We start from the raw sequence: 13848 nt of genomic DNA on the forward strand, positions 1-13848 counted from the left end.
ACATAGATACCTACTATATGAAAACAATTTTAAAGAGCGTACTGTTATTATTTCTTCTCGTATTTTCTTTGCAATCTTGTGAAGATCAGGATGATGTTGTGGCTCCGGCCGATTTACAGGTGAAAGATTTCATTTGGAAAGGGCTAAATCAGTTTTATTTATGGCAAGCCGACGTGCCCAATTTAGCCGATGATCGTTTTAATAGTCAGGAAGCATTAAATTCTTTTTTAAGAGGATATTCTCAACCTGAAGATTTATTTCAGGCTTTATTAAATAAACCTATTAGCAAATTCCCAAAAGGTCAGGCAATTGATCGCTTTAGCTGGATTGTTCCTGATTATACTGTTTTAGAGCAGGAACTTCAGGGAACGACAAAAAATAATGGTGTCGATTTTAGTCTAAGTTATAAACCTAATAGTACAACAGATTTGATAGGTTACGTACGTTATATTATTCCTAATTCTGATGCTTCGGGAAAAGGAATCAAACGTGGTGATCTTTTTACAGCAATAAACGGAACCCAACTTACAGTTTCAAACTATCGATCTCTTTTGGCTGCGGATAGCTATACCTTAAATATGGTTGTTTTTAATGGTACTGGTTTTGAGTCTAACGGGAAAACAATTTCGTTAGTAAAAACAACTTTAGACGAAAACCCTATTTTTATTAATAAAGTAATAACTTCAGGAAGTCATAAAATTGGTTATTTAATGTATAATGGTTTTTATGCCAATTACGATGCGCAATTAAATGCTGCTTTTGGTGAATTGAAATCGCAGGGAATTACAGATCTTGTTTTAGATTTGCGATATAACGGCGGTGGTTCTATACAAACCGCAACGCGTTTGGCAAGTATGATTACAGGTCAGTTTACGAATCAGATTTTTTCTAAAGAAAAATGGAATGCTAAGATAAATGCAGCTTTTGAAATTGATAATCCGGAATTTTTAAATAATCGTTTTGTAGACAAAATAGACGGATCGGCAATAAATAGTTTAAACTTATCCAAAATATATATTCTGACAACAGACGGTACGGCTTCTGCGAGTGAGTTAGTCATAAATGGTTTGGTGCCCTATATTTCAGTAGTTCAGATTGGAGAAACAACAGTTGGTAAAAACGTTGGTTCTGTTACTTTATACGATTCTCCCACTTTTGGCAAAGCACAAAGAAATCTAAATCATAAATACGCGATGCAGCCCTTGGTGCTTAAAATAGTAAATGCTGCAGATTTTGGAGAATATACAGATGGTCTAAAACCAACTTATGAACAATTGGAACGTATTAGCAATCTTGGCGTTTTAGGTGATACATCAGAGCCATTATTAAATGTTGCTATTTCGCAAATTACAGGAGCAACTGCTAAAAAAGCACAACTCGATGAAGGTATAGCTTTAAAGAATTTTACAGATGCCAAAGCAATGAACGGCATCAGAAATCAGATGTATGTTAAAGATGCTCCGGAAGGACTTTTAAGAGCATTAAAATAATAAACATAAAAAAGGCTTTCAATTTCTGAAAGCCTTTTTTTATCCAAAATAATAAACTAATTCTATTGTTAGGTTAGTTGTTAAAGTAAAATCCGTTTGGATTAACACCTACGCTAAAATCATTAGCAAGTTTTCCTGTTAGAGAATAGATATAAATATCTCCATTATCTACACCATTTACTTTGTCTGCAACATATATTTTGCTGTTTTTTACTGCCAGGCCATAAAGAGAAGTAACTTCAGCAGCCTTGAAAACTGGGGCAGCTGGTAAAGTTGTAGCGCTTGTAGTAAGAGAGTAAATATTACTGTCAATAGTGTAATATAATTTATCGTTTTCAATATCTAAAAATCCAGGATGTGTTATACCTTCAAAACTAAGAGTAGAGGTAATAGTATTAGCGCTTAAACTCACCTTTACTAATTTACCAGCTGTTTGGGTAGGAGCATAGTAAGGGTATCCTTCACATAAAATATATAGACTTCCACTATCTTTTACCAATGCTGACGGCATATCACCTACTACAAAGTTAGTTACCACTGAATTAGTTGCAGAATTAATTACAGTTAATGAATTTCCGAAGTTATAACCTCCTTTATGAGTTACATAAAGTTTACCGCCGTTTTCAATTATTTTTTCAGGTCCTTCAACTACAGGAATTTTAGATGTTATAGTGTTTGTAGCAAGGTCAAGAATACCTACGTAATCATCATTAGCATCTTCTCCTACTCCCCAGTTTGTAACATATCCTTTTCCATTTGCAAAAGCGATATATCTTGGGTTTTTTATGCTTGCAGTAATAGTAGCAACACTCTTGAAAGTATATCTGTTTACTACTTCAATTTTATTAGAATTATTTACAATCAGATAAGCGAAGTCTCCATTAAAACCGATGCATTGAATAATGTCGTTTGTTGTTTTTTCAGGATTTAATAAAGAAAAAACATTGTTTTCAATTTTTAAATCATCTGATAGATAAGATACATTTCCATTCGATTTAAGAAATTGACCTTCATTTGCAATAAATAATCCCCCTTCGTAATTTCCACGAGGTTCCGGTGTAGTATCATCATTATCATTGCTACATGACACAAAAAATGCCGAGCTTAGTATGACAGTTAAAAATAGTTTGTTAAATCTTTTCATTGTATTTAAAAATTAAGGTTTATGTATATTGTATAATTTCTTCCCGGCATTTGTCTGCTGGCAACGGGTTGGTAATTTTCATTCCAGATATTTAAAGCTTGTATACCAAGTTTATAACTGTTCTTTTTTCCAAAATCGTAATCAATACCAATATTTCCAATATTGTAATCTTTTACTTTACTTGCAGGATTGTTAAAAGGCGTTGTGTAAGCATCTCCGTTGTATAAATATTGAAAATAAGAAGATATTTTTTTCCAATTATAAGAAACTGATCCTGTTAGTTTATGGTAAGGAACATAAATCAATTGCTTGTAAACAGATTCTCCTTTTATTATTTGTTTACTTTCAGAAACCGTATAGGCGTAAGTTCCGTTAACCGTAAAATTATTGTTTCCTATTTTGGGTCTCCATTCTAATAGTATTTCGGCACCATAAGCTCTTACTTTATCTGTGTTTTCAGGTGACCACGCGCCGCCGCTTCCCTCAGTTGGAACCCAGCGTAATAAGTCTTTGATAGAATTATAATAGGTGGTTAGAGAAACAGAAAAATTCTTTGTAAAAAACTCATTGCCAATTTCTGCCTGATAAGAAGTTTCAGGTTTTAGATCAGGATTACCGCTTCCTTCCCAAAACAAATCATTGTATGTAGGCATTCTGAAATTTTTGGAAGCATTAAATTTCAAACGATAAAAATCAGTGAATTGATAACGAGTTCCAAAAGAAAACAGAAATGGATTCCCAAAATTATCGGTTACTTCCTGACGAATGCTGGCATTATAATCCCATTTGTCAGTCACGAGATGACTTAATAATAAACTAGCCGAACCAACTTCTCTTTTTGCATGATCGATGCTCGAGCCATATCCTTTATTGTGACTGTAATCAACAATGGTGTTTAGTTTGATTTTGTCATTTACATCAAAAGCCAAGTCATATTTTATGATAGAAGTTTCAACTTTACCATATGTAAATAGTTCAGAATCTATATTGCTAAAATATTTATACGATTCCCCAATATGCGCCAATTTCAGTTTTGATGTAAAACGATTGAATACACTTTCCCATTCTACTAAATTTCGGGTATTAAAATCGTTGTATTTTGTTTTGCTTTCTGAGGGTGTAATTAAAGAAAAATGACGTTCTGCATCATAAAACTGGCTGTATACTTTTATGGTGTTTTTAGCATCTATTTTATACCCAAAAGTGGTGTTCATGCTAGTGTTATAATATTCACCATTTATGTTTCTCTGATCTGTTGTGCCGGGATATTTAAAATCATTATCAGAGCTATTTCTGGAGATATTAACCTGTAGACTATATTTATCAGAAGATGCGTTAATGCAATAGTTGGCACTCAAAGTATTGTAACTTCCCAGGCTAAAAAATACCTGATTCGAAAATTCATTTTTAAATCTCAAATCATTATTAAGGTGAATGCTTCCGCCGATTGCACTGCTTCCGTATAAAACGCTTCCTCCACCAGCTTTGACAGCTATAGAATTAAAATCTCTTGTTCCGATAGTATTGAAATCTGTCTGACCTAAAAATTGTGAATTAATGTTTATACCATTCCAGATAACTGCTGTTTGTGCCGCAGTGGTTCCTCTAAAAGAAGGTCCGGATGTCATACCAAGACCGTTTTCCTTAAAATAAATGACAGTATTGTAATTTAATAGAGACGTTAAGGAAGATTGGTTTTTATTGATAACGGAATCATTCAGTACCTGAACCGATTGTGAGGCGGAGTACTTTTTAAGATTCGCATCAGATACAATAACTTCTTTTAAGTTATTAATAGTATCACTCTGCGCTACAATAATCTGGCACAAGAAGAATAAACAAAAAGCAAAAAGTTTTTTCAAAGTCATAATTTCTACACTCTTTTTCCCGAGAGCTCGATATTTGTTACAAAGGCAGGTCTCCTGGCTTGCGTCTTGTTGTTTACCTTCCCGTTCGCGGGGGCGAGCAGTGGTTTGTAGATAACAACAATCATTCTTTTTTAGAACTAAGCTTACAGTTGCGGGTACAGCTCAAGATTTGATTATTACTTGATTCCCTTTTAATGTGTTTGAAATAACACAACCTTAATTGGCTGCAAAGATAAAGTTAAAAATGTCGATTTTTCTAATTTGTTTGACTTTTAAAACTAAAATGGAAACAAAATTATAATTAAAGTTCGATTTTGATAACTTGTCCAAAATCTACTTTGTTATTAAAGGCATCTTTTAGCGGCAATGAAGTATGATGACATAAAATGCTACGAATCACTCCAGCATGTGCTACGATAATGATAGGTTTTGTTATTTCTTTTGAAATTTGAGATAAAAAATCACCAACTCGTTCATGTAATCTTATAAACGATTCGCCATTGGAGATGCTACTATTTACAAAATCCTCCATCCAGGGATTAAGTTGTTCAGGCGGAATCTCATTCCAGTTTTTCATTTCCCAATCGCCAAAATGCATTTCCATTAAACGATCTTCTTTTTCAAATGCAATCGTTTTAATATTTTTTTGAATGTATTCTGCTAAAATCACACAACGTTTCAACGGACTGGAAAATATTATTGCTTCAGAAGGTAATTGCGAAACGATATTTTCAAAAACAGATTCAAAAGGTTCTGCTAATCCTACATCCGATTGTCCGTAGCAAACTCCTTTTTCGCAAATTGTTTCGGTATGACGAACTAGATAAACTTCCATATCAAAAGTAGGCTTAAATAATAAACAACCTCACAAACCTGTTGTGTTGCACCAAGACAATCACCAGTATATCCATCAATCCATTTCTGGAAATAACGTGCTAGAAAAAACCGTGTTATAAAAACCGGAACTAAAGCTAAAAGGAATTTATATTGAAAATAAGAGAAAACAAAAAGAGGAAGCAATCCGAAGAAAAAAGAACCTAAAACTTCTTTCCAGGAATGGTTTTTAGCAATAGGTTTACTTTTGCTCGAAGCGTCGTCTCTTGAATATTCATGTGTAAAAATAATAGAGATCGCAGCCAAACGGCTTAAAGCGTGCGCTGAAACAAATAAAAGAAATACTTGAATAAGCGATGTAGTATTATCTCCTTTGAAAAGAGAAATTGATTCTGAAAGTAATTTGAATTTCACTAAAAACAATAAAACCAAACCAATGGCTCCATAAGCGCCAATAGCGCTGTCTTTCATAATGATCAGGATTTTTTCCTTGGTCCAGCCACCGCCAAAACCATCACAAACATCTGCAAAACCATCTTCATGAAAAGCTCCTGTGGTAAGAACAGAAATGATTAATGCAAAAATTACCGCTGTTTCTACAGAAAGAAAAAGAGAAAAAAGATAAAAAGCCAGAAAAGAAATACTGCCAACAATCCAGCCAATCAAAGGAAAATACCGAGTGGCCTTGTTTAAATAATCAGGATGATGGTCGATGTTTTTTGGACAAGGAATTCTGGTGTAGAACATTAAAGAGGTAAAGAAAATATGTAGTTCTTTTTTCATTTAAAAAAGGTAATTATAAATTTAAGACTGAAAACTGAAACTGAAAACTGCGACTTTTTCACTTCCTACTAATCCCTGCACTTTCAAAACTTGCCATATCATTCAAAAAAGTTTCAGCCGATTTTAAAATAGGAAAAGCAATGGCACAACCCGTTCCTTCGCCCAAACGTAAATCCAGATTTAAAATAGGTTTTGCATCTAAATAATCAAGAAGTTTTTGGTGTGCTTTTTCGGCAGAGCAATGACAGAAAACAGCATTGTTTTTAATATTGGGATTTATTTTTGAAGCAATCAAAAAAGCCACGCTACAAATAAAACCATCAACCAAAACCAGCATTTTGTTTTCCAGGGCGGTCAACATTCCGCTGGCGATTTGTATAATTTCAAAACCTCCAAAATAGGCGAGCTGCTGTTTTAATTCGGCTTGACCGGAATAATTTTCAATTGCTTTTTTGAGTAAGTTTTGTTTCTGAAGCAGTTTGTCATCCTCAACTCCGGTGCCTTTTCCAACACAATCTTCGATAGGTAAACCTGTTAAAAGACTCATTAAAACCGAAGCCGTAGAAGTATTTCCAATTCCCATTTCGCCAAAACCAATGCAATTAGAACCGGTTTTGGCAATATTTTCGACAATTGATTTTCCTTTTTCGAAACACAATTGCAATTCGGTTTCGCTCATAGCGGGAATGTGCAAAAAAGACTGCGTTCCTTTGGCGATTTTTGCATGAATCAAATTCGCATTGGTAGGAAAATCATAATTTACTCCTGCATCTACAATTGATAATTGAATCTTGTTTTGATTGCAAAATACATTGATTGCCGCACCGCCATCAAGAAAATTACCCACCATTTGTCGCGTAACATCTTGCGGATAAGCGCTCACTCCATGATTTGCAATCCCGTGATCAGCTGCAAAAACTACTATATTTGGTTTTGTTATTTTTGGATTTAGAGTTTCAAAAACTGTTGCCATTTGAAAAGCCAGCTTTTCGAGACTTCCTAAAGAACCAACAGGTTTAGTTTTAGAATCTATTTTTTCCTGTAAAATTGTACCGAAATCATTTTTAGTTTCGACCTCGTTTTCAACTTTTAGATTAAAATCTGTAATAAAATTTTCAGCAACATTTTTAATTTCTTTACAAATCGGGGCTTCAGATTTTTGTTTCCAATGCAATTGCTGCAACATCGGTTGATTGTCATAATTCGTTGCCGGTTTTCCAATACAGAAATACCCCAAAGGCTCCATATTTTCAGGTAAATCGAGAATTTTTTTAAACTGGTAATAATCTAAAATCGAAACCCACCCCATGCCGTAACCTTGTTCTGTAAGCGAAAGCCAGATATTCTGTGCCGCACAAACCGAACTAAATTTTACAGCTTCATTACTGCCTACAGTCCCAATCGTAAATTGGTTTAAAACCGATCGATCGTACGCAATAATAAGTCCAATTGGTGCTTCTTCAATCGCTTCAAGTTTCAACGATTTGTAATGCTCTTTTTGTTCGGGATTATCGGTAAGTTCTTCAGCCTTTTTATTGTAATCTAAAAATAGATTTTTTACAGCTGTTTTAACTTCATCAGACTTTATTATAAAATAGCGCGTAGCATCGGTCAATCCAACAGATGGTGCCCAATGTCCGGCCTGTAAAGCTTTCTCAATCACTTCATCGGGAACTTTATCAGCAGTAAAATGTCTGGTATCCCGGCGCGATTTTAAAATATCATCTAAATAGCTCATAAATTCTTTAAATTACAATTTTTAAATTCCAAATTCCAATTCAATGGCAATTACAATATCAATTGCAAAAATCAAATGGCAATTTGAAAATTTAAAGATTAAAGTAAAGATAAAGTATAAGGTTGGAATTTGGAATTTAAAAATTGAAATTTGAAATTTTGGATTTTCACATTGCAATTGTCATTGATATTGATTTTTGAAATTGTCAGCCTTTTATCTTAACCGGAATTCCCGAAACCATCAACACCACTTCATCAGCATTTGAAGCCAGAAACTGATTCATCCAGCCTTGCAATTCGGTAAATTTTCTGCCAATATGAGTTTCGGCATGAACACCCATTCCGATTTCGTTAGTTACAATTATTAAAGTTGTATTTTCCTGATTTACTATCGAAAGAAACTCTTTTTTTGCTTCTTCCAAACTTAAATTCACATCATATTTATGATCGGTAAAAAAGTTGGTTAACCAAAGTGTTACGCAATCGATCAGCGCTACTTTTTGGGTAAAATCAATTTTACTTAAATATTTTTCCTCTTCAATATTTGTCCATCGTTCGTCACGTTCCTGCTGATGACGATCGATTCTGTTCTGGAAATCGGCATCCCATTTTCTTGCAGTTGCGACATAAATTGGTGAATCTGAAAGTTGTAAAGCCAGGTTTTGGGCATAACTACTTTTTCCTGATCGTTCGCCTCCGGTAATTAAGTAAACCATTTTAATTATTAATTGTTAATTGTTAGTTGTTAATTTGAGGGACTGCTTAGAAACGATTTGATTTTTTGTAGATTTAATAATGCTGGTTATTAGTTTTAAAATTTCTATTGCATCATTATTGATATTTTCAAATTCTTTTTTATTCAGATAATCAGTTGCGTACAATAATTCCAACCAGTAAGCAGGCTCATTTGCCTCTTTTTGTGCGATTGCAAATTTATGAATAAAATCGTTTTTGCTTTCAGCATGTTCAGCTTCTCTTACGATTGCACCAATGCTAGTTCCTGATCTAAGCAACTGTTTTGAAAGGGTAAATTCTTTTTTCTCATTTGATAAATATTGACTTAATTTTACTATTCTAATAGCAAAATCAAAACTTTTATTTTTCACAACGTTATTTTTCATAATTAACAACTAACAATTTATAATTATCAATAAGGACAATGCCTGCAATCATTTCCGCAACAAGTTCCTCTTTTTAGGTGAAACCAGGTTTTAAAAACGTACTTGTCATTTTCGATATAATAATCGATTCCTTCAATTAGTTTTTCTTGTTTAGGTAATGATATTGCTTTGTTTATAAGTGCTTTTTGAGGGGTAATTGTTTCTACATAAGCATCAATTTTGTCTTCGCAAGCTTCCTTAAAGCAAATCGGACACAGGCAATCGCCTCCTTCAGAAAGGTTAAAAATAGGAGGGAAGTCATTGCACCAACATTTGCTTTCTTCTGAAATATCTCCACAACTAAAAGAAGATTCACAACTTGAGCAAACTTTCGTTTTTATGCTATTCATAGGTTAAAGATGGTATTTTTTTGGTTTTGTAAGAATAAAGGTAAACAAAAAAAATAGAAATTGCGTTACCTTTGTAACTCTCGAAAAGAGTAAAATTTATCCGGTAATAGTTTACATTACGAGATAAAATGGAGAATGCAAAAACTATTCCTTAAAAATAAGATAACCCATATATGAAACATTTATTACCAAAACTGATTTTTATTTTACCCTTTTTTGTTCTTGTTGGATGCAAAAAAAATGAAACAGAAGCCATTGTAAAAAATGAAATTGCGAAAAACAGTATCGAATACGCATCGGGACTTTCTATAGTAAAGCACGATGGATATTCAGTTGTAACAGTTTCTGAGCCCTGGCCAAATTCCAATGCAAAATTTACTTATATTCTAAAAGAAAAAGAAGCGAAGGTTCCGGATAGTTTGCAAAAATATACCACAATAAAAATTCCTTTAGAGTCTGTTGTGGTAACTTCAACCACTAATATTCCATTTCTCGAGATGCTCGAAGTCGAAGATAAATTAGTTGGATTTCCGCATACAGATTATGTTTCATCAGAAAAAACCAGAGTTTTAATCGACAAAGGATCCGTTAAAAATGTAGGTGAAAACGAAAAATTAAATATCGAGCAATTAATCGAATTGTCTCCGGATTTGATTGTAACTTTTGGTGTAGACAACAACAATTCGGCGTTGGATAATTTGAAAAAAAGTGGTTTAAATGTTTTAATTCAGGCCGACTGGATGGAACAATCTCCACTAGGAAAAGCAGAATGGATCAAACTTTACGGAGCTTTATTTGGTAAAGAAGACAAAGCCAAAGAATTATTTGATAAAATTGTTACCAGTTATGATCAGGCAAAAAAATTAGTAGCTGATAAACCTGCAGCCTCATCTGTTTTATATGGTTCGATGTATGAAGATGTTTGGTATGTAGCCAAAGGAAACAGCTGGGTAGCCCAGTTTATGAAAGATGCTCACGCTAATTATTTATGGGCAGACTTAAAAGGAACGGGAAGTGAAGGCTTATCTTTTGAAAAAGTCTTGGTAAAAGCCAAAACGGCTAATTTTTGGATTGCTTCCGGATCGTTTAAGACTTTGGCAGAAATAGAAAAAACCAACCCGCATTACAGTCAGTTTGATGCCTTTAAAAATAAAAATGTGTATACATTCGAAGGTAAATACGGAGCAACAGGAGGAACTGTTTATTATGAATCGGCTCCAAGCCGTCCGGATTTAGTATTGAAAGATTATATCAAGATTTTTCATCCTGATTTATTGCCAAGCTATGAATTTACTTTTGCATCAAAATTAAACTAAACGTATTGATCAATAAAAAGCGAAATATAATCCTGTTTTCGGTACTTGCTTTAACACTTTTATTTATGTTTTTTCTGGACATTAGTTTGGGGTCTGTTACCATTCCGTTCAAAGAAGTATATACGAGTTTAACAGGTGGTCAAGCCAGTAAATCGACCTGGGAATATATCATTATTAATTATCGTTTGCCAAAAGCAATTACGGCAATGTTAGTTGGCGTAGGTCTGGCTATTAGCGGACTATTAATGCAAACCTTATTCAGGAATCCGCTGGCGGGGCCGGATGTTTTAGGATTAAGTTCCGGAGCAATATTAGCCGTAGCCATTGTGATTTTAGGAGCAGGTTTTTTACCGTCATTTTTAAACTCAATCTTATTATCACCATACGGAATTGTGTTCGCCTCAACATTAGGAAGTATCCTGGTTTTACTATTGGTTTTATTAGTAGCACAGCGTTTACGAAACACAATGGCAATTTTAATTGTAGGACTTATGTTTGGTAGTTTTACGAGTGCTATTGTAGGCGTTTTAACTTATTTTAGTTCGGCTGAACAATTGCAAAAATTTACTTTTTGGTCGTTAGGAAGCCTCGGAAACCTTTCCTGGACATCTATTTCGATACTAGCAGTTTGCGTTGGTTTGGGGTTGCTTTTAAGCGCCAGCAGCATAAAACCGCTAAATGCATTGCTTCTTGGCGAAAATTATGCTAAGAGTATGGGATTGAATTATAAAAAAGCGAGACTCATTATTATATTTGCCACAAGTATTTTAGCCGGAAGTGTAACCGCTTTTGCCGGACCAATAGCGTTTATAGGATTAGCAGTTCCGCATATTGCAAAACTAACATTTCAAACCAGTAATCACGCTGTTTTATATTGGAGCACATTTTTTTACGGCGGCATTATCATGTTATTTTGTGACATGGCATCTCAATTACCGGGATTAGACACAACATTGCCTATTAATGCCATAACATCCATAATTGGAGCACCGGTTGTAGTTTATTTATTAATGAGAAAAAGAAATTTTCAGTAAATAATGGCCCACGGATTCGACGGATAAAACTGATTTTCACAGATTTTAAAATCATTTTAATCATTTAATCTGTGGCAAAAAAAACTTAGCAACTTAGCCTCTCAGAACCTTAGTAACTTTAAAAGATGACGACTATTTTAGAAACTTCAAATTTAAGCATTGGCTATAAGTCCAAGAAAGCAACTGTGGTTATTGCCGAGAATCTAAATTTGAATTTAACTTCAGGAAAACTCATTTCATTAATAGGAGCAAACGGAATTGGGAAATCGACTTTATTACGAACGATTACAGGAATTCAGGACCCACTATCAGGAAATGTTTTTCTGAATGATAAAAATATAAATAGCTACAAACCTTTGGATTTAGCACAGAATCTAAGTTTGGTATTAACCGAAAAATTACCGCCAAGCAATCTTTCTGTTTTCGAATTAGTGGCATTAGGCCGTCAGCCATACACCAACTGGATTGGCACTTTAACCCAAACCGATATCGAGAAAGTTCAGGAAGCATTAGAACTGACACAAATCGAACATTTGGCTCAAAAAAAACATTTTGAAATTAGCGACGGACAATTGCAAAAAGTTCTAATTGCAAGAGCTTTGGCGCAAGATACACCGCTTATTATTCTGGACGAACCAACAACACATCTTGATTTACTGCACAAAGTTTCGTTGTTTAAATTGTTGAAAAAGCTAACTCAGGAAACTCAAAAATGTATTTTGTTTTCGACTCACGATATCGATCTGGCAATTCAGTTAAGCGACGAAATGATTATCATGACGCCGGAATTAATTGTTCAGGACGAACCTTGTAATTTAATTTCAAAAGGAAGTTTTGCAACTTTATTCAAAGATGAACATATTGTTTTTGATGCCGAAAAAGGGAAGTTTGTAATTACTTAGGATTCTTCATAAGTTAAAAGATCGCATTATTTATAAGTCCCAGCGTGGCGTTATATTTATAGAAAAAGTTATCACATTTTAGGCAGAACCCCAGATGGGTGAAATATTTATAATAAAGAAGAATATATATCGCTCCGCTGGAGTTTTGGTTGAGGGTCAGTACTCTAGCTATAAATATTACGCTCCGCTGGAGCTTTTGACCAAAATTTTAAATTAATTTAAAACTTCACTCTATTTTGAAAAGGGGGATTATGAGATATTATTTTCTCTCTTATATCTATTTCTTTGTATGGTAAACGTAATTGTTAATTCATTGATATCAGTGCTTAAATCGGCAAGATCAAACTTCATTATCTGTCCTGAATCAATAATATAATAAACGAAATAATAACGGGTATCTTTTTCGTTTTTATATTCAGTAACAACTCTTTCGTTTTCAGTATTACTCCAGGGAACCAGAATTAAATTTCTATACTGAATTCCTTTAGAATTAATTCTAAATTGAATTTCATCAATTCTCTTTATTTCTTTAATTAAATAAGGAATTTGAAATAGAAAAATACCTGATAGAACAAGTGAAACTAGAGATTGGTCTTGATTTAGAAAATATATTGCAGCCACAACAAGTCCTATTAAAAGCAAAATCCTCAAAAGAATATTTGTTCTTGTGTAGTAAATTAAGATTTCCTTAGAGTAGCTTAGATTATTTGCGTCTACTAAAGGTCTCATTTTAAAGTTTGATCCCAATTTGTCTCTTAGCTTCACCAATTACAAAAGCAACAGAATTCGCAATATTAAAACTTCTGATTAATTTCGACATTGGGATCGTTAAATGGTTCTCAAAACGAGCTAAAACTTCCTGGCTTAATCCAACACTTTCTTTTCCAAAAACCAGCCAGTCTCCATCCTGAAAATCAGTTTCCAAATACGATTTTTCGGCGTGAGAACTCATCAGAAAAACACGTGACTGATCAGGAATTTGATTGATCCATTCTTCAATATTCTGATATTCGGTAACATCAAGATGTACCCAATAATCCAAACCGGAACGTTTTAGGTTTTTATCATTAATTACAAATCCAAACGGATGAATTAAGTGCAATCTACTTTCGGTACCCACACACAATCGTCCAATATTTCCAGTATTATTTGGTATTTCAGGTTCTACAAGAACAACGTTTAGCATTTTTTTTAGTTATGAGTTATGAATTATAAGTTATGAGTTTTAAG

14 protein-coding genes and 1 riboswitch are annotated in these 13848 nt (G+C 33.7%); of the genes, 4 read left to right on the forward strand and 10 right to left on the reverse strand.

Annotation, left to right across the window (positions count from 1 at the left end; all coding sequences use genetic code 11):
- Positions 1-17: 17 nt before the first annotated feature.
- A complete protein-coding gene (locus FLP_RS19225; protein WP_065451095.1) occupies positions 18-1490 on the forward strand; it encodes a S41 family peptidase in 1473 nt (490 codons plus the stop codon).
- A 73-nt stretch (positions 1491-1563) separates the two neighbouring features.
- On the opposite strand, the gene FLP_RS19230 is transcribed toward FLP_RS19225, so the two are convergent.
- The 8 genes from FLP_RS19230 to FLP_RS19265 all read right to left on the reverse strand — a co-directional run bounded on the left by FLP_RS19230 (position 1564) and on the right by FLP_RS19265 (position 9366).
- Complete coding sequence (locus FLP_RS19230) at positions 1564-2634, reverse strand: YncE family protein (RefSeq protein ID WP_065451096.1); 1071 nt, start codon at positions 2632-2634, stop codon at positions 1564-1566.
- A 5-nt stretch (positions 2635-2639) separates the two neighbouring features.
- Positions 2640-4502 carry a TonB-dependent receptor plug domain-containing protein gene (locus tag FLP_RS19235; RefSeq protein WP_065451205.1) on the reverse strand — a complete coding sequence of 621 codons (1863 nt, stop codon included), beginning with the start codon at positions 4500-4502 and terminating at the stop codon, positions 2640-2642.
- Positions 4503-4529: 27 nt separating this feature from the next.
- A riboswitch (cobalamin riboswitch) is annotated at positions 4530-4736 on the reverse strand.
- 67 nt (positions 4737-4803) lie between these two features.
- Positions 4804-5337, reverse strand: a complete 534-nt coding sequence (gene cobC / locus FLP_RS19240) for an alpha-ribazole phosphatase (RefSeq protein WP_065451097.1) — start codon at positions 5335-5337, stop codon at positions 4804-4806.
- Positions 5322-6119 carry an adenosylcobinamide-GDP ribazoletransferase gene (locus FLP_RS19245; RefSeq protein ID WP_065451098.1) on the reverse strand — a complete coding sequence of 266 codons (798 nt, stop codon included), beginning with the start codon at positions 6117-6119 and terminating at the stop codon, positions 5322-5324. Before FLP_RS19245 ends, cobC begins: the two co-directional genes overlap by 16 nt.
- A 58-nt stretch (positions 6120-6177) precedes the next feature.
- Positions 6178-7857, reverse strand: coding sequence for a nicotinate-nucleotide--dimethylbenzimidazole phosphoribosyltransferase (gene cobT, locus FLP_RS19250; RefSeq protein WP_065451099.1), 1680 nt, complete (start codon positions 7855-7857; stop codon positions 6178-6180).
- A gap of 205 nt (positions 7858-8062) precedes the next feature.
- Positions 8063-8572, reverse strand: a complete 510-nt coding sequence (cobU, locus tag FLP_RS19255) for a bifunctional adenosylcobinamide kinase/adenosylcobinamide-phosphate guanylyltransferase (protein WP_065451100.1) — start codon at positions 8570-8572, stop codon at positions 8063-8065.
- 15 nt (positions 8573-8587) lie between these two features.
- Entirely contained in the window at positions 8588-8977 is a 390-nt protein-coding gene (locus FLP_RS19260; protein ID WP_065451101.1) for a four helix bundle protein, read from the reverse strand.
- Positions 8978-9003: 26 nt separating this feature from the next.
- On the reverse strand, positions 9004-9366 hold the full coding sequence (locus FLP_RS19265; protein ID WP_065451102.1) for a C1orf53 family protein: 363 nt from the start codon (positions 9364-9366) through the stop codon (positions 9004-9006).
- Positions 9367-9539: 173 nt separating this feature from the next.
- Between FLP_RS19265 and FLP_RS19270 the strand changes: the two genes are divergently transcribed.
- The 3 genes from FLP_RS19270 (at position 9540) to FLP_RS19280 (ending at position 12618) form a co-directional block, all read left to right on the forward strand.
- Positions 9540-10682, forward strand: coding sequence for an ABC transporter substrate-binding protein (locus FLP_RS19270; RefSeq protein WP_065451103.1), 1143 nt, complete (start codon positions 9540-9542; stop codon positions 10680-10682).
- A 65-nt stretch (positions 10683-10747) separates the two neighbouring features.
- The gene (locus FLP_RS19275) at positions 10748-11716 is read left to right on the forward strand and encodes an iron ABC transporter permease (protein WP_065451104.1); all 969 of its coding nucleotides are present in this window, start codon (positions 10748-10750) and stop codon (positions 11714-11716) included.
- Positions 11717-11841: 125 nt separating this feature from the next.
- On the forward strand, positions 11842-12618 hold the full coding sequence (locus FLP_RS19280) for an ABC transporter ATP-binding protein (protein WP_065451105.1): 777 nt from the start codon (positions 11842-11844) through the stop codon (positions 12616-12618).
- Positions 12619-12867: 249 nt separating this feature from the next.
- Here FLP_RS19280 and FLP_RS19285 read toward each other — a convergent pair whose 3' ends face one another.
- The gene (locus tag FLP_RS19285; protein WP_123936744.1) at positions 12868-13239 is read right to left on the reverse strand and encodes a hypothetical protein; all 372 of its coding nucleotides are present in this window, start codon (positions 13237-13239) and stop codon (positions 12868-12870) included.
- 109 nt (positions 13240-13348) lie between these two features.
- Positions 13349-13804: a tRNA (cytidine(34)-2'-O)-methyltransferase gene (locus FLP_RS19290; RefSeq protein ID WP_065451107.1), complete on the reverse strand. Its 456-nt coding sequence runs from the start codon at positions 13802-13804 to the stop codon at positions 13349-13351.
- Positions 13805-13848 lie beyond the last annotated feature (44 nt).

This window comes from Flavobacterium piscis (genome assembly GCF_001686925.1).
Lineage (GTDB): Bacteria > Bacteroidota > Bacteroidia > Flavobacteriales > Flavobacteriaceae > Flavobacterium > Flavobacterium piscis.